Source organism: Bartonella sp. A05, assembly GCF_026930145.1.
Classification (GTDB): domain Bacteria; phylum Pseudomonadota; class Alphaproteobacteria; order Rhizobiales; family Rhizobiaceae; genus Bartonella.
Genome location: NZ_JANHOJ010000001.1, coordinates 197,256 through 216,111 on the forward strand (window position 1 = coordinate 197,256; position 18,856 = coordinate 216,111).

Annotated in this window: 7 protein-coding genes and 1 tRNA gene; 5 read left to right on the forward strand and 3 right to left on the reverse strand. The window is 41.1% G+C overall.

The window, feature by feature from the left end:
- Nucleotides 1-87 precede the first annotated feature (87 nt).
- Nucleotides 88-2,823 (forward strand): DNA mismatch repair protein MutS, encoded by a 2,736-nt coding sequence (gene mutS, locus NPX98_RS00805; RefSeq protein WP_269022060.1) that lies wholly within the window; start codon nt 88-90, stop codon nt 2,821-2,823.
- Between the two features lie 548 nt (nt 2,824-3,371).
- Here mutS and ilvD read toward each other — a convergent pair.
- The 3 genes from ilvD to NPX98_RS00820 form a co-directional block, all read right to left on the reverse strand.
- Nucleotides 3,372-5,213 (reverse strand): dihydroxy-acid dehydratase, encoded by a 1,842-nt coding sequence (ilvD, locus tag NPX98_RS00810; protein ID WP_269022062.1) that lies wholly within the window; start codon nt 5,211-5,213, stop codon nt 3,372-3,374.
- Between the two features lie 191 nt (nt 5,214-5,404).
- Nucleotides 5,405-5,480 (reverse strand) — tRNA-Ala (locus NPX98_RS00815).
- Nucleotides 5,481-5,607: 127 nt separating this feature from the next.
- A complete protein-coding gene (locus NPX98_RS00820; RefSeq protein WP_269022063.1) occupies nt 5,608-5,988 on the reverse strand; it encodes a TIGR02300 family protein in 381 nt (126 codons plus the stop codon).
- 188 nt (nt 5,989-6,176) lie between these two features.
- Here NPX98_RS00820 and aroA point away from each other — a divergent pair, with 188 nt between their 5' ends.
- From aroA to NPX98_RS00840, 4 genes are all read left to right on the forward strand, one after another.
- On the forward strand, nt 6,177-7,505 hold the full coding sequence (gene aroA / locus NPX98_RS00825) for a 3-phosphoshikimate 1-carboxyvinyltransferase (RefSeq protein WP_269022064.1): 1,329 nt from the start codon (nt 6,177-6,179) through the stop codon (nt 7,503-7,505).
- Nucleotides 7,502-8,149, forward strand: coding sequence for a (d)CMP kinase (gene cmk / locus NPX98_RS00830; RefSeq protein WP_269022065.1), 648 nt, complete (start codon nt 7,502-7,504; stop codon nt 8,147-8,149). The genes aroA and cmk overlap by 4 nt, the downstream gene beginning before the upstream one ends.
- A gap of 129 nt (nt 8,150-8,278) precedes the next feature.
- On the forward strand, nt 8,279-9,979 hold the full coding sequence (gene rpsA, locus NPX98_RS00835) for a 30S ribosomal protein S1 (RefSeq protein WP_269022066.1): 1,701 nt from the start codon (nt 8,279-8,281) through the stop codon (nt 9,977-9,979).
- Nucleotides 9,980-10,194: 215 nt separating this feature from the next.
- Entirely contained in the window at nt 10,195-18,783 is an 8,589-nt protein-coding gene (locus NPX98_RS00840) for a GH36-type glycosyl hydrolase domain-containing protein (protein ID WP_269022068.1), read from the forward strand.
- Nucleotides 18,784-18,856: the final 73 nt, after the last annotated feature.

Genomic DNA, 18,856 nt, shown 5'->3' on the forward strand with positions numbered 1-18,856 from the left:
CCTTTCAATCCAGAAATAATAAAGAGAAACATTGAAGTAAATAAACAAAGAGCACAGGCTCTATATTGAAAGGAACAAACGCGTAAAATGGAAAAGGAGACCGAACATAAAAATAATTTAAGCTCACAGTTTTCCTACTTATCCAGTACAGCTCAAGAGCACCTTACACCCATGATGAAGCAATATATAGAAATCAAAGCCGTTAACAGCGATTCACTGCTTTTTTATCGTATGGGTGACTTTTATGAACTGTTTTTTAATGATGCAGTTGAAGCAGCTCAAGCTTTAGGAATCACACTTACAACACGTGGAAAACATTTAGGTGAAGATATTCCTATGTGTGGTGTTCCCGTTCATTCTGCAGATGATTATTTGCAAAAACTAATCGCTTGTGGCTATCGCGTTGCTGTCTGCGAACAAACAGAAGATCCTGCAGAAGCAAAAAAGCGCGGCTCAAAATCAATTGTTCAACGCGATGTCGTTCGTCTTGTTACCCCAGGAACTATAACAGAAGAAAAGCTCCTTGATCCAACACGCGCGAATTATTTGATGACACTTGCCCGCATAAAAACCCGTGATGGAGAAGAATTTGCGCTTTCTTGGATTGATATTTCCACGGGTATATTTCGTGTTACAGAAAGTCATCATGACAAACTCTTGACAGACATTATGCGTGTGGACCCACAAGAAGTAATTGTAGCAGATTCACTTTTCCATGATAAATCTCACAAATCACTTTTTAATGTCCTCGGCCGAGTTACTTCACCTCAACCAGCTAATCTCTTTGACACAGTGACTGCTGAACGCGATATTTGTCATTATTTCAAACTGTCAACTCTTGAAGGCATTGCTGATTATTCGCGCTCAGAACTTTCAGCAATTGCTGCAGCTATTCGCTATATCGAAAAAACGCAAATTACTCATCGCCCCCCTCTCATGCGACCCGAGCGCCAAAATGAAAGCGCCACTCTTTTCATTGATGCAGCTACAAGACTCAGTCTGGAACTTATTCGAACCACATCCGGCCAACGCGATGGAAGCTTACTCAAAGCTATTGATCGTACTGTTACAGGAGGTGGTTCACGTCTCCTCATCGACCGCTTAATTTCTCCTCTAACCACTCCCACAGCCATTGATCAGCGTCTTGATTCAATCGATTTTTTTCTGCGCAATACGTCCCTAGCTGAAGCTATCAAGCTTATTTTAAAAGGAGGGCCAGACATGCCACGCGCAGTTTCACGTTTAGCTCTTGGACGAGGAGGTCCGCGTGATATAGGCGCAATCCAGCGCGGTTTTAAAATCATTCATGGATTGAATCAGCTTTTTAATGATGAATTGCTTCCCCAGGAAATCAACGATGTGCGAGAAGTGTTCTCGCACTTACCCACAGCCTTACATTGTCATCTAGAACAAGCCTTAGCAGATGATCTCCCACTTCTCAAACGTGATGGTGGATTTGTTCGCTTAAATTATCATCAAGAACTCGACGAAATGCGTAGTCTACGCGATGAATCACGCTGTGTCATTGCTAAACTTCAAGCACAATATGCCCAAGAAACAGACATCAAAACGCTCAAAATTAAGCATAACAACATCTTAGGCTACTTCATTGAAGTCACAAGCCTACAGGCACCAGCTCTCACCAATAGCCCGGAAGCAAAAGCACGTTTTATCCATCGGCAAACAATGGCCAATGCCATGCGTTTCACAACAACAGAACTTGCTGAACTCGAAGGCCGTATTGCTCATGCAGCGAACCACGCCTTGACGCTTGAGCTAGAAATCTTTGACTCTCTTGTTAATGAAATTACTACTCAAGTCGACTTCATTCGTAAAGCTGCTGAAGCACTGGCTACTTTGGATGTATCCATTGCTTTAGCTCATTTAGCTGAAGAACAAGGATATTGTCGTCCCAAAGTGGATAATTCACTGACCTTTAATATCATTGCGGGACGCCATCCTGTTGTAGAACAAGCATTACGAAAGCAAGCAGAAAAACCATTCGTTGCCAATGACTGCGACTTATCTGCGCAACAAAATCATCAATATGCAGCAATCTGGTTGTTGACTGGTCCCAATATGGGGGGAAAATCAACTTTTTTACGACAGAATGCTCTCATTGCAATTATGGCGCAAATGGGTTCCTTTGTTCCAGCTGCTTCAGCCCATATCGGTGTTGTTGATCGCTTATTTAGTCGTGTCGGTGCTTCTGACGATCTTGCGCGGGGGCGCTCTACCTTTATGATAGAAATGGTCGAAACAGCAACCATTCTCAATCATGCCAGTAGCCATTCCCTTGTGATCCTTGATGAAATTGGACGAGGAACATCAACCTTTGATGGCCTTTCAATTGCTTGGGCTGCAGTTGAATATCTTCATGAAGTTAACCACTGTCGTGCCATTCTTGCCACACATTTTCATGAAATGACAGCACTCACTAAAAAGCTTGACCGCCTGCATAACGTAACGATGAAAGTAAAAAATTGGGATGGCGATGTTATTTTTCTTCATGAAGTCATTAAAGGAGCCGCTGACCGATCCTATGGAGTGCAAGTTGCGAAGCTCGCTGGGCTTCCTGCAGCCGTTATTACCCGTGCTACAGATGTTTTACACCAATTGGAACAAGGTGAAATAGCTGGAAAAGGACATCAATTCATTGATGATTTGCCGCTATTTACTCTTAAAACAACACATCTCAAAAATGACGAAACAAACGAATGTTGCGCAATCAAAAAGGCTCTTAAAAATATCCATCCTGATGAATTATCGCCCAAAGATGCTTTAGAAGAACTCTATCACCTCAAACAACTTGATAAACAATGAACATCTTATAACACATCAAAAATAGAATCCACTATAATTATTCACTCTATATTCTAAAGGTAGCCCACCTGAATTTCAATCTTTTGATTGTTTGATCTTCACAAACCTATTGTTTTGCTCATTTCTGGTATTTATCGATACGATAAACGAAATAGGCCATTTTAATGAACGCATCCCTCTGTTTCATAAGAATCAAAGAAGGCACACTCTCATTATGGCTAACGCATACCTGCAACATATATTGTTTACACTGCTTTAATATCATTCAATTTATTAGGATAAGCACAGCTTATATACAGACAAAGCTTATTGATAACCTTTTCGTAGAAGCTTGCTTATTTTTCTACGCAGTAAAAACAAAAAATATGCAAAATCCTAAAAAGCGTATCACAACATCTTTTAATTCCAAAAATCCTTAATCAGAATGGCTCAAAATAAGACGACAAAGTCTATGATTCTATTAACTCAAAATATTATAAAAAACGCAAAAGGCTCAGAAATCTTCTCTTATTCTTTTTCTTTTTCTTTCTCAAAACGCGATTCTTCACTCATAAAATATTACGAACTGCACCCTTAGCGGCAGAAGTCGTCATCGCAGCATAAGCTTTAAGAGCCTTCGAAACTTTGCGTTTACGCTCCTCAACTGGTTTCCAAGCTGCATTTCCCTTTTCTTCCATCTTGGCACGACGGCGCATAATCTCAACATCATCAACCATTATATCAATGGTACGGTTAGGAATATCAATTTCTATGATATCGCCCTCTTCCACCAGAGCAATAGCCCCTCCTTCAGCAGCCTCTGGCGAAATATGACCTATAGATAACCCTGAAGACCCTCCAGAAAAACGGCCATCTGTCACAAGTGCACAGACCTTCCCTAACCCTTTAGATTTAAGATAGCTGGTTGGATAAAGCATTTCTTGCATTCCAGGTCCACCGCGTGGGCCTTCATACCGAATCAATACAATATCACCCGATTTAATTTGATCGGTCAAAATCGCTGAAACAGCGGAATCCTGACTTTCAAAAATCCTTGCAAAACCTTTAAAGGTTAGAATTGACTGATCAACACCTGCTGTCTTCACAATACAGCCATCTTGCGCAATATTCCCATAAAGAACCGCCAATCCTCCATCTTTTGAATAGGCATGTTCAATATCACGAATCACACCTTTTTCACGATCCAGATCAAGGGTATCATAGCGACAGAACTGACTAAATGCCTTCTGTGTTGCTATACCACCTGGTGCAGCACGATAGAATTCATGAATGGCTGTTTCATCAGTCTGTTTCACATTCCACTGATAAAGAGCCTCTTTCATCGTTTTTGCATGCACTGTATAAGTCGATGTATCAATAAGTCCAGCTGCATCCAATTCACCTAGAAGTCCCATAATGCCACCCGCACGATGAACATCTTCCATATGCACATTGGCAACAGCAGGCGCAACCTTGCACAAAACAGGAACATGACGCGAAAGACGATCAATATCCGCCATGGTAAAATCGACCTCACCTTCCTGTGCTGCTGCTAAAAGATGCAATACAGTATTAGTTGACCCGCCCATGGCAATATCCACAGCCATTGCATTTTCAAAAGCTTTGCGCGAAGCAATAGAACGCGGTAAAACTGTCTCATCATCTTGTTCATAATAGCGCTTGGTCAATGTCACAATTCTTCGTCCTGCTTCTTCAAAAAGCATTTGACGATCTGCATGTGTAGCCAACATTGAACCATTTCCTGGGAGAGAAAGCCCTAATGCTTCGGTAAGACAATTCATAGAATTAGCCGTAAACATTCCTGAACAAGAACCACATGTCGGACAAGCAGCCTGCTCCATTTCAAAAACTTCTTCCTCTGAATGCTGATCAGAGGCCGCAACAATCATTGCATCAACTAAATCAACGGCAATATCCTGATTTTTCCATTTAATTTTACCGGCCTCCATAGGACCACCTGAAACAAAAATCGTTGGAATATTTAACCGCAAGGAAGCCATTAACATGCCTGGCGTGATCTTGTCGCAATTAGAAATACACACAAGAGCATCCGCACAATGGGCATTGACCATATATTCAACAGAATCTGCAATAATTTCACGTGAAGGCAAAGAATAAAGCATACCATCATGCCCCATAGCGATCCCATCATCGATTGCAATCGTATTAAATTCTTTTGCAACACCGCCAGCAGCCTCTATCTCTTGTGCCACCAGTTGTCCAAGATCTTTCAAATGGACATGCCCCGGCACAAATTGTGTAAAAGAATTTGCAATTGCAATAATGGGCTTACCAAAATCAGCATCTTTCATTCCTGTTGCACGCCAAAGACCGCGTGCTCCAGCCATATTGCGGCCATGAGTCGATGTTCTCGAACGATAATAAGGCATGATTTTCCCCCCCTAGCATAATTCTACTTTTCTCTGCTGTGCTACAACATAATCTTAAAAATAAAGAGATTTAACGTCAAAAACAGAAAAATGCACACTATCTAGATATTCGAACATAGATTCTAAACTATTACTGTTCGCCATAAATTTTGAACTGTACATATATAATTATGAAAAAATATATAGATCTTTGGTGGAGCTAAGCGGGATCGAACCGCTGACCTCTTGCATGCCATGCAAGCGCTCTCCCAGCTGAGCTATAGCCCCTTACAAAAAGACGAATGACTTTCCCTAAAGGAAGATAACAATCTATAGATTTTTTAGAATGAGAAAAACTCAAGATCAAGAGAAATTTATATTCGATGAAAAGAATACAACTTCCTCTTGCTTTGTCTTAAGCATCATCATCGTTAGAAACACCACCACCGAGGATATCAGTCACATCGTCATCTTCATCGCCTTCATCGTGAGATAAGAATGCATCATCATCATCTCCGAGATCCACATCACTATCCCCCAAATCAGGTAAATCATCATCTTTAGAATCGTCAATATCCTCTTCAAGTAACATGAAGGCTGACTTTTCAAGCGCTGTATCAAGTTCTTCAGCGTCAACTTCTTCTTCGTTATTAGCTTCTGCTGCCGCAACCTCAAAATAAGAGCGCGGATAAGAAAGCCCTGTATAAGGTGACACAATAGGGTCACGATTTAGATCATAAAATTTTTTCCCCGTTTCTGGGTCAACACGTTTGGTTCCAAGTTCTTGCTTTGCCATGGACCGTGCCTCTTTAAGTTAGTTATAATTTCATTTTAAGGACGAATTTTAAGGTGCTTAAGCGAAAAACAATGCATTTGTCAAAGATAAATGCACCGTTCTACACGGATTTTCTCATGACGCTTATTACAGCATATGATAAAAAATGCTTAAATTTTGTAAAATTTAGATTAAGTTTAGAAGCTTCTATGCAAAAAGCAATATCCACAACTGCTCACAAATCTACCAATCTTTCTGGCAAAATTAAAGTGCCAGGCGATAAATCAATCTCCCATCGATCTCTTATATTGGGGGGACTCGCACATGGTGAAACGCGTATTTACGGACTTCTTGAAAGTGATGACGTATTGCATACAGCTGTGGCCATGCAAGCTATGGGCGCACATATTCATAAGGAGCACAACCTTTGGATTGTTCATGGAACAGGGAATGGCTGCCTATTACAAGCACAAACACCACTAAATTTTGGCAATTCTGGAACAGGTGCCCGCCTGATTATGGGGATGGTCGGCTCTTATCACATGAAAACAACTTTTATCGGTGATACCTCCTTGTCCAAACGTCCAATGGGGCGTATTCTTGATCCATTGCGTTTAATGGGTGCAGAAATTGAAGCAACATCTGAAGATCTATTGCCTGTAACGCTGTGTGGTCCCAAAACAGCCAACCCAATTCGCTACCGTGTCCCTATGGCTTCCGCCCAAGTTAAATCAGCAATTCTTCTTGCTGGCCTCAACACTCCTGGCACCACAACTGTTATTGAATCAACACTCACGCGAGATCATACAGAAAAAATGTTAAGGACATTTGGTGCTGAACTTGACATCGAAATGGATAAAAAAGGCTCACATTTCATTCATCTGAATGGCCAACCATATCTTACCGGACAAATTATTGATATTCCGGGCGACCCTTCTTCTGCTGCTTTTCCACTCATTGCAGCACTCCTTGTGGCAGATTCCGATATCATCATTGAAAATGTTCTCATAAGCAACTCCAGAATGGGGCTTATTCAAACATTGTGGGAAATGGGAGCTAAGATTGAACTTTTGAATCAACGAAAAACAAGTGGAGAAGATGTTGCAGACCTGCGAATCAGATCATCAGAGTTAAAAAGCGTAACTGTACCAAAAGAGCGTGCTCCATCAATGATTGATGAATATCCCATTTTAGCGGTAGCCGCAGCTTTTGCTGAAGGCACAACGATTATGCTCGGGATTGAAGAATTACGTGTTAAAGAATCTGATAGACTTTCTGCTATCGCCCAAGGACTAAAAGCCAATCATGTCGACTGTAAAGAAGGCATGGATTTTCTCATTGTCCATGGGAATAGCGCAACAAAAAATTTAGGTGGAGGACACATCACCACACACCTTGACCATCGAATTGCGATGTGCTTTCTTATTTTTGGTTTAGCATCAGAGAAACCCGTTACCATCGATGATACAAGGATGATCGCCACCAGTTTTCCTGATTTCATCCCCTTAATGCAGCAGCTTGGAGGTCAAATCCGTTGAAACCTTTTGTCATTGCAATTGATGGACCAGCAGCCTCTGGCAAAGGAACATTAGCCCGCAAAATTGCTGCCCATTATAATCTTCAGCATTTGGATACCGGTCTTACTTATCGTGGCGTTGCCCACGCACTTTTACAACAAGGACTATCTCTTGATGATGAAATCAGCGCGATTGCATACGCCAAAAAACTTGACCTCAACACTTTAAATCCCGCTCTTCTCTCAGCCCACGAAATTGGCGATGCAGCCTCAAAAATAGCAATCATACCCGCTGTACGTGAAATTCTTGTCGCAAAACAACGCAACTTTGCCAAAATCTTACCCGGCAGTGTGCTTGATGGCCGCGATATTGGCACTGTCGTATGCCCCAATGCGAATATCAAACTTTATGTTTTAGCCAACGTTCAAATACGCGCACAACGCCGTTATCAAGAAATCTTAGCACAAGGAATACCGGCAGATTATAATGAAATCTTAGCGAATCTTGAACGGCGCGACATACGCGACATGACACGCAAACAAAGCCCCCTCAAACCAGCGCAAAACGCCCTCTTGCTTGACACGACAGAATTGAGTATAGAAGCTACATTAATAGCAGCTCGTGCCTTTATTGATCCTGTCATAAAAGCTCACGCTGTTAAATGAAACCGTCAAGGTGATTTCAACCTAGCGCTAATTTCTCTTTAATAAAGAGAAAGGTATGGAATGACCCTATATTAACACTAACCCAGCGCCTATACCTTTTCCCGTAAAGGTATATATTTAGGAGTTCTTATGTCACAATACAATCCCACAACAGCGGATTTTGAAGCTCTTTTAACAGAATCATTTCAAACAAACGATCTCAATGAAGGATCGGTTGTTAAAGGTCGCGTTATTGCAATCGAAAAAGATATGGCCATTATTGATGCTGGTCTTAAAGTAGAAGGGCGTATTCCACTTAAAGAATTTGGAACCAAAGGAAAAGATGGTTCTTTGCAAGTTGGTGACGAAGTGGAAGTTTACATTGAGCGCATTGAGAATGCGATGGGTGAAGCTGTTTTATCACGCGAAAAAGCACGCCGCGAAGAAAGTTGGATTCGTCTTGAAGAGAAATTCAATGCTGGTGCACGTGTGGACGGAGTTATCTTTAGCCAAGTTAAAGGCGGCTTTACAGTTGATCTTGATGGTGCCATTGCTTTCTTGCCACGCAGCCAAGTTGACATTCGCCCTATTCGTGATGTTGCACCTTTAATGAACAACCCACAACCTTTTGAAATTCTGAAAATGGATCGTCGTCGTGGAAATATTGTTGTCTCACGCCGCACAGTCTTAGAAGAAAGTCGAGCTGAACAGCGTTCAGAAATCGTCCAAAACCTTGAAGAAACCCAAATTGTTGAAGGTGTTGTTAAAAATATCACTGATTATGGTGCTTTCGTTGATCTTGGTGGAATTGACGGACTCTTGCATGTCACCGATATGGCTTGGCGGCGTGTTAACCACCCATCTGAAATCCTCACAATTGGTCAAACAATTAAAGTTCAGATTATTCGTATTAACCAAGATACTCACCGCATCTCTCTCGGAATGAAACAGCTCGAAAGTGATCCTTGGGATAGCATTAGCGCCAAATATCCAATCGGTAAAAAAATCACTGGTGCTGTCACCAACATTACTGATTACGGTGGTTTCGTTGAAATTGAACCAGGAATCGAAGGACTTATCCACGTTTCCGAAATGAGCTGGACAAAGAAAAATATCCATCCTGGAAAACTTCTTTCTACATCACAAGAAGTGGAAGTTGTTATTCTTGAAGTTGATCCTTCTAAACGGCGTATTTCCCTTGGATTAAAACAAACATTTGAAAATCCATGGGTAGCTTTTTCTAATAAATTCCCCGTAAATTCACAAATCGAAGGAGAAGTTAAGAACAAAACAGAATTTGGTCTCTTCATCGGTCTTGAAGGTGATGTGGACGGCATGGTTCATCTTTCTGATCTTGATTGGAACCGTCCTGGTGAACAAGTTATTGATATGTACAACAAAGGTGATGTCGTTAAGGCTGTTGTTTTGGATGTTGATATTGAAAAAGAACGTATCTCTCTCGGAATTAAACAACTTTCCGATGATAAGGTAGGAGAAGCAGCAGCTTCTGGTGAATTGCGCAAAGGTGCTATCATTACCTGTGAAGTCACTGGAATTAATGATAATGGCGTTGATGTGAAATTAATTGACCATAATCTTGAAACAACCATTCGTCGTTCTGATTTAGCGCGTGATCGTGATGAACAACGCCCTGAACGTTTCTCGATTGGACAAAAAGTTGATGCCCGTATTACTGTGTTCGACAAAAAAACGCGTAAGCTTTCTGTATCCATCAAAGCTTTAGAGATTGCAGAAGAAAAAGACGCGGTTGCTCAATATGGTTCAGCGGATTCAGGTGCTTCTCTTGGTGACATCCTTGGTGCAGCTTTGAAAAAGCAAGAACAAGATTAATCGTTCACTCAAGGCCGTTCATTTTTCTGACGGCCTTTTTTATTTCTCAATAAAATCACTATTTTGATTCCATCAATCATTTGGTAAAAAATTCAAACACTTTTCGAATAAAAAACTTATTTTTTTCTATGAACCGCTCATTATTAGGATAAAATGCCAACAGTCTGTTTTTGAATCAATAAAAATGCTGCATAATTGCATAACAATAGAATATGATGGCATCCACAATATCTTACGTGAGACATTTTTTTTCTCAGAAAATAAAAACCTGCTCCTTCACCAAAACCGTTTATCCCATTCGTTCAACAGATAAAACGCAAGAAGAGCTTTATAAATTAGGCCATGATATAGCCTATGGCAAAGAAATAGTACTTCCTGCATATGAAGAAGAAAGCAATTTCCATGGACGATTAATAGAAAACGCTAAAATTATTCTCCATGCTTTTCGCACCAATGACGTTGCAGCACGTAACAACGAAACTATTGCACCATCTGCCCAATGGCTTATCGATAATCATTATACCATTGACCAAACTATACAACAGCTACGCTGTAACTTCTCAAAATCTTTCATTAAACAGCTCCCCCCTTATGAAAAAAAGGCAGAAATTCCACGTATTTTCGTTTTAGCTTGGCTGTATATCGCCCATACAGATAGCAGATTTTCACAAGAAACACTCACAGCTATCATCAATGGCTTTCAAGAAATTTGTACCCTCAACATTGGCGAATTATGGGCACTGCCTTTTGTTATTCGCATGATTTTAATTGAAAATGTCCGTCGCCTTTCATTGCGTATTGAGCAAGCGCGACATATGTCCCTTTTTGCCAATCAAGCAGCAGATAAAATTACTCTTGCGGAAGACGAATCCCAATTATCCAATCTTTTCACTTTTTATGAAAAGTTAACTGCCGATCCAATTTTTTCATCTCGTTTGTTTTATCGTTTGCGAGGCACATCCGTTGATTCAACGGTGGCATTGACTTGGCTTGAAAAGCAGTTGCATCACCATGGCAGCAGTCCAGAAATGGCAACAGCTCATGAACATACCTGTCAAGTAAAAGACGGAATGACCATGGGACATATTATTCGCTCTCTCAAAACCATTAATGATATTGATTGGACTGTATGGTTTGAAACTGTCAGCTGCGTAGATTTTGTCTTGCGTAATAACAGTGATTTTGCCGAAATTGATTCTCATTCACGCAATGCTTATCGGCAAGTGATCGAAAAAATTGCACGCCATTCACCTCTTAGTGAACTGGAAGTTACACATAAAGCTATAGAAATAACGCAATCCTTCTCTGAAGAGACTCCCCATTACAACAATTCTTCTATTGGATGGTATCTTGTTGATGATGGGCGTTATGCTTTTGAAAAAGCCTGTCAATACAATCCATCCCTTTTCATGCGATGGATACGTGCCTATCGTCGCTTAAAGATAGGAATCATTGCAATCCCTGTCTCTCTTTTAACGCTCGCTTTTTTGCTCGCAGTTTACACGCTACTACGAACATCTGGTCTAACACCATTGATGACTTTTATCTTTACCGTATTGGCACTCTTTCCTGCAATGGATGCTGCCTTTTCTTTCTTTAACACTGTCATTTCATGGTTTGTACCACCCCATCAGCTCATTGGTTATGACTATAAAGAGGGTATTCCTAAACACGCCCGTACAATGGTTGTTGTCCCCACTTTAATCACATCACATGATTATATTGATGAGCAAATACGCAATCTTGAAGTGCACTATCTTTCTAATCCTCAAGGCGCTATTCATTTTGCGCTTATCACAGACTGGGCAGATGCATCGTTAGAAGCAACACAGGACGATCTTGATCTTCTACAGTACGCACAAAAGGGTATTGCTGAACTTAACCACCGCTATCATAGGGATGATATTCCTTTATTTTTTCTTCTACACCGCCGGCGTCTTTATAATGCCGGTGAAAAATGCTGGATGGGATGGGAACGTAAACGCGGTAAACTTCATGAACTCAACCTCTTATTACGAGGCAATCAAAATACAAGCTTCTATACTCCAGATCCACGTCTTCCCATGGATTGCCGTTTTGTTATGACACTTGATTCAGATACACGTCTAACGCCTGAAAGTGTCCCTAAACTCGTCGGGAAGCTCAACCATCCGCTCAATCATCCCATTTTTGATCCCAAAAATGGAAAGATTGTTAAAGGCTACAGTATTTTACAACCTCGTATTACGCCTTCTCTCTCAGCAGGAGAAAACACATCAATTCTGCAACGGGTTTTTTCTACCAATCGCGGCATCGATCCTTATGTCTTTGCCGTATCTGATACCTATCAAGATCTTTTAGGAGAAGGAACTTTTACCGGCAAAGGCCTTTATAATATTGATATATTTGAACAAGCTCTTGAAGGAAAAATCAAAGAAAATACTGTTCTCAGTCATGATCTTTTGGAAGGAAGTTATGCGCGTGCCGCACTGGTAAGTGACAGCGAAGTAATTGAAGACTATCCAACAGCCTATAATGTTGATGTTGCTCGTCATCATCGTTGGGTTCGCGGTGATTGGCAATTATTGCCCTATCTCATTAACCGACGTCAAATTAACCTCACGGCACGTTGGAAAATGCAAGATAATCTGCGTCGTTCCCTCACACCACTTATGTGGTTGATCGCAACAATCACGGGGTGGTCTGTTTTGCCATTTAAAACAGCAATCATCTGGCAAACATTTTTGTTTCTTAGCCTATTTATTTCCCCAATTCTAGGTGTACTTCAGACACTCATTCCAATCCGTATCCATTATTCTTTGCGCGGTCATTTGCAATCGATTTTAAACACTATTGCATCCACGATAGCGAATATCTTTCTTAGAATTACGTTTATTGCCCATTCAGCTTATTTTATGACTGATGCAATTGTCCGCACGCTTTATCGTATGATTATTTCGAAACAACATCTTCTTGAATGGAAAACATCAGCCGCAACAAAATCAATCCCTAATAGTTTAGGCTTCTATGTTTTCACAATGTGGCCAGCATCGCTTATAGGCATTATCGCTGTAGCAATCCCTGTATCCTTTTATAATCTAACAAGCTTTATCGCTTTACCTTTTGGGATAATGTGGTTCTTTTCACCGCTGATTGCATGGCTTGTCAGCCAACCAACCACATTTCAAGATACTCTTGATATATCTCAAGAAGATAAAAGAGCGCTACAGCGTATTGCACGACGGACATGGCTTTATTATGTAACTTTTGTTAATGCACAAAGCAATTATTTGCCACCCGATAATTTTCAAGAAGATCCTGAACCCCTTGTTGCCCAACGCACATCACCAACTAATATTGGCGTTTATCTTCTTTCCACTATTGCCTCACGTGATTTTGGCTGGATCAGCTTTGAAGAGACGATTATACGCATCGAGCACACGTTAAGCACTCTTGAAAAAATGGAAAAATTCCGTGGTCACCTCTATAATTGGTATGAAACGGATACACTTAGACCTTTATTACCTACCTATGTTTCAACTGTTGATTCAGGGAATCTTGCCGGCCATTTGATAACACTCTCCTCTGCCTTAAGGGAATGGGCTGAAACCCCGAGTCTTTTTTTACAAAGCAATCTAACGGGCCTATTAGATGTCAATGATATTCTTAAAGAAACTTTAGAAGAAATTCCAGATAGTCAAAATATTGTGTGCTCCTTACGCCGACGGATCAGAGAACATATTGCCAATTTTCATCGTACCATCAGTACTCTCATAGAAAAACCAGAAACTATAACTTTACAGACTACGCATCTTTTGCCAACAGTCCATGATATTGTACAACTAACAGATGAACTCAATCAAAAAATTCAAACAGCCGAATCCGCTCGTACTCTGTCTTGGGCCACATGCCTTTTAGAAACGTGCAAAATCCATAATCATGATGCCACTGGTAGCGACAATACCAAAAAACTGTACAAAAAATTAACTGCTTTAGCTGAAAAAGCACGGCAAATAGCCTTTGATATGAAATTTGACTTTTTGGAATGTCCTGAACGACAACTCTTATCCATCGGCTACCGTGTTCAAGAAAATAAATTAGATGAAAGCTGCTATGATCTTCTGGCTTCAGAAGCACGTCTCTCTAGTCTTTTTGCCATTGCGAAAGGCGATATCAAATTAAAACATTGGTTTCATTTAGGCCGATTGCTCACTCCAATTGGTTGGAAAGGTGCTCTCCTCTCATGGTCGGGATCCATGTTCGAATATCTAATGCCCTCGCTGGTTATGCACGAACCCTTAGGATCCATACTGGATCAAACCAATCGATTAATTATTCGTCACCAAATACAATACGCTCACACACAAGGATTACCTTGGGGAATTTCAGAAGCTGCATTTAATGCCCGCGATCACTTAATGAATTACCAATATTCAAATTTTGGTGCCCCAAGTCTTGGACTCCAACGCGGATTATCACGCAATGCTGTTATTGCTCCTTATGCCAGCCTCTTAGCTGCACAATATATGCCAACCCAAGCCGTAACTAATTTAAAACGCCTGCGTGAGCTCGGCGCTTTAGGAGAATATGGTTACTATGACTCCGTTGATTTTACCCCTTCACGTGTGCAAGAAGGGGAAGAATACGCTATTGTGCGTAATTATTATGCACACCATCATGGTATGTCCATTCTTGCTGTCAACAATGTCATTTTTGAAGGTCGGATGCGTAATCGTTTTCACCAAGATCCCATCATTGAAGCAGCACAGTTATTATTACAGGAAAGAGCTCCGAGCCAAATCCCCATCATTCATACAAAAGTTGCCAATCCTCTGTGCAATCATTTTGGAAAACTTGATGATGCTCCTATCCGCATTATCACAAATCCGCTTCTCAAACCCCGTGAAACTTTACTCTTATCAAATGGTGCTTATTCCGCCATGCTAACAGCCAATGGTTCCGGCTATAGCCGTTGGCATGATTATGCTATCACGCGTTTTATCCCTGATGCTACAGAAGATCAACAAGGCACTTTGTTTTTCCTGCGTGATATACAAAGCGGACATTGGTGGTCTGCCACCGGTGAACCAACACGTGTTTCCGAAGAAGAATTGATCAGCATTTTTACGGATGAAAAAGCGGAATATACAAAAATAGTTGATGGCATAAAGTCAACTCTCGAATGTCTTGTTGCATCTGAAGGTAACGGCGAAGGAAGACGTCTCCAACTTACAAATACAACCAGTCAAGATCGCCTGATTGAAGTTACTTCTTATGCTGAACTGGCGCTCGCAACAATGGAAACTGATTACGCTCATCCTGTTTTTTCACGTATGTTTATAGAAACAGAAATCGCTGATTTAGGTCAAACAATTTTTGCTAAAAGACGCAAACGTGCTCCCAGCGATCCTGATATCCATATTGCCCATTTTATTACCGATACATCGAATATCATCCAAGAAACAGAAGCTGAAACAGACCGTTATCTTTTTATAGGCCGTGGACGATCAATCCACCATGCTGCTGCATTTGATCAGAATACTCATTTCAAAAGTCGTCAGGGATGCGTCCTTGATCCGATTATATCAATCCGCTGTCGCGTAAAAGTCCCAGCACATGAAAAAGTAGAACTTATCTTTTGGACTTTCGCGGACAATTCAAAAGAAACTCTGCAAAATCATATTAGGTATTATCGACAACCCGATATATTCCAGCGTGAATTGTCGATGGCATGGACACGTTCGCAAATTTCAATGTACCAAAGCGGTATCCAGCCAAGAGAAGCTATTGTTTATCAAAAATATGCAACATCTCTTATCTATCCTGATAGAACATGGCGTCTTCCTCCTGAAATCTTGGCAAAAACCCTTGGCAAGCAATCTGATCTCTGGCCAATGTCTCTTTCAGGAGACTATCCTATCTGCCTTCTTAGAATAGATAATGAAACAGATATAACTGTGCTCCGTGAACTACTTAAAGCACATGAATATTGGCGTATGCGGGGCCTCATTGTTGATCTAGTCATTCTTAATGAGCGGACATTTTCCTATATACAGGATACGCAACACTCCGTTGAATGGGTGTGCGAATCTTACCGTCATCATGCCAAGGACAAAAATGGATGCCAACATATTTTTACCCTGCGGCGTGATCAAATGAATGAGCAAAGTTTTAAGACACTTCTTGCATCAGCCCGCATTGTCCTTCATGCTCAGAATGGATCTCTGTCTGAACAGCTCAAACATATTGAAAATAATGATTCCGATCTAACAACCCGCAAGTACAGTAAAGAATCCAATTATTGCTCGCACCGCAATCAGCATCACAAAAGCAAGCAAACAGCCACCACCACTGAACGAAGCCATTTTTCCTCCATTGGCACTGAGCAACAAAAGCCACCACTTCCCCTCGTCAATGGCGAAGATTTGCAGTATTGGAATGGTTATGGTGGTTTTAATCACGAAAACCATTATGTTGTGCGTCTTAACGGACAGACAACCACACCGCATCCATGGATTAATGTCATTGCCAATAACGGCTTTGGCTTTCATGTATCGGCTGAAGGTGCAATCTTCACCTGGGCTAACAATAGCAGAGATTATCAATTAACCCCTTGGACAAATGATCCCGTTTCCAACCGCCCTGGGGAAGCGCTGTATATTGTTGATCGCCATTCTTTGAAATGTTTTTCTCCAGTTTCCGCTGTTGAATGTGATGATAGTGTTGTTTACGAAGCCTGCCATGGCTTTGGATTCTCAACCTTTCAATCCACTCATTCGGATATCGCGTTGCATTTTACCCATACCCTCGACCATAAAAGGCCTGTGCGCATTTCACGTCTCATCATCAAAAATGAGGGAAAAACACAACGCAGCCTACGCCTTTATAATTACGTTGAATGGGTTTTAGGCAATATTCGTACAAAATATGCTCCCTTTATTGTCCCTTATCACGATCCTAAACGTGGTGCACATTTTATTCGAAACCCCTACCACACCGAGAGATCTGAACAAGTCACTTTTTTATCAGCATCTGAAATGCCAACCAGCGTTACCACAGATCGCACCGAGTTTATTGGTCCGACAGGAACTGTTCACCATCCACGTGCTATTCGTCAAGCTGAAGCTCTTTCAAATCTCGTTGAAGCAGGTCGCGATCCTTGTTCAGCATTAGCCTATGATCTTGATCTGCTCCCCGGCCAAACAAAAGAAATCATCTTTTACCTTGGCAGTGCTGAAAATATGCAAGAAGCTGAAAAACTGCTGGATCAAGCGCGAATAGACGACTTTAATGATCTTCTTGCGCAACAAAAACAACAATGGGATGATCTTGTTTCATCGCTACAAGTTAAAACCCCTGATCCCTCTTTTGATATTATGGTCAATCGCTGGCTCCCTTATCAAATCTACGCCTGCCGCATACTGGCTCGCACAGCTTTTTATCAAGCCAGTGGTGCATTTGGTTTTCGTGATCAATTACAAGATAGCTTGTCTTTATTACTGCTGAAGCCACAACTCGCACGTGAGCAATTATTAAATGCTGCAATGCATCAATTTCCTGAAGGAGATGTACAACATTGGTGGCTTCCGAACACTAATTCTGGTGTTCGAACCCTTATTTCTGATGATATTGTCTGGCTTGCGTATGGAACAGCTCTTTATGTAAACACTACTGGCGAATATACATTTCTTGATACCTTAATTTCCTTCATTGAAGGAGCTCCTCTAGAAAAAGGGCAACATGATTCTTATTTTCAACCTACACAATCTGTAAAAACTGCAACCCTCTATGAACATTGTGCTTTAGCCTTAGACCTTGCCATCAAACGCTGTGGCCCACACAATCTTCCACTCATTTTAGGCGGTGATTGGAATGATGGCATGAATTTAGTGGGAATTGAAGGAAAAGGAGAAAGCGTTTGGTTGGGATGGTTCCTTGGAACGACACTAAAAGAATTCATTCCTCTAGCCCAAAACCGTGGTGACCACAGTCACGCTGAAACGTGGCATACATACCTTGAACGTTTGACCAAAGCTTTAGAAGAAAGCGGTTGGGATGGTGCTTGGTACCGACGTGGTTATTTTGATGACGCCACTCCTCTTGGCTCCCAAAAAAATGTTGAATGCCAAATTGATACCATTGCTCAATCTTGGGCTGTAATTTCTAAAATGGCCTCTCCTCACCGTCAAAAACAAGCAATGACATCGATGCTTGATCTTCTATGTGACGAAAAAGGCAGACTTTTACGCCTTTTCTGGCCACCTTTTAACAAAAGTCCTCTTGAACCGGGTTATATTAAAGGTTATCCACCAGGAGTTCGTGAGAATGGTGGCCAATATACCCATGGTGCTGTTTGGAGCATTATAGCATTGGCTGAAATTGGTGAAGTAGACAAAGCCTACTCTTTGTTCTCTATGATAAATCCTATTACTCATGCTCACAATCCCGAAATTTATCGTGTCGAGCCTTATGTCATGGCCGCAGATATCTATGCCGTTGAACCACACCGTGGACAAGGCGGTTGGACATGGTATACAGGCTCAGCAGGCTGGTTTTACCGAGCCGCAATACAGACGATTCTTGGAATCCACTGCCAAGCTGATCAGTTATTTTTACGCCCACACTTGCCCTCTGACTGGCCTGAATACGAAGTAAAAATGAAGTTCCATAATGCTGTTTATACCATTAAAGTTAAATGGGCAGAAGACAATATACTTAGTATTAATGGAAAGGTATATGCAAAAATTGATACCGGAATACAACTAAAGAAAACAGGACACCATGAAATTGTACGCACCCTAAAATCTAAAGATAACAACAAGTAAAAAACTTTTTTATATTGCTCTAAGCTGTTATATTTGTTACATTTTTATATTGTTCGTAATATATCACCTTAGT

Excerpts from the sequence above, each read along its gene's own strand:
- mutS (WP_269022060.1), top strand. The coding sequence starts at position 88 with ATGGAAAAGGAGACCGAACATAAAAATAATTTAAGCTCACAGTTTTCC.
- ilvD (WP_269022062.1), bottom strand. The coding sequence starts at position 5,213 with ATGCCTTATTATCGTTCGAGAACATCGACTCATGGCCGCAATATGGCT.
- NPX98_RS00820 (WP_269022063.1), bottom strand. The coding sequence starts at position 5,988 with ATGGCAAAGCAAGAACTTGGAACCAAACGTGTTGACCCAGAAACGGGG.
- aroA (WP_269022064.1), top strand. The coding sequence starts at position 6,177 with ATGCAAAAAGCAATATCCACAACTGCTCACAAATCTACCAATCTTTCT.
- rpsA (WP_269022066.1), top strand. The coding sequence starts at position 8,279 with ATGTCACAATACAATCCCACAACAGCGGATTTTGAAGCTCTTTTAACA.
- NPX98_RS00840 (WP_269022068.1), top strand. The coding sequence starts at position 10,195 with ATGGCATCCACAATATCTTACGTGAGACATTTTTTTTCTCAGAAAATA.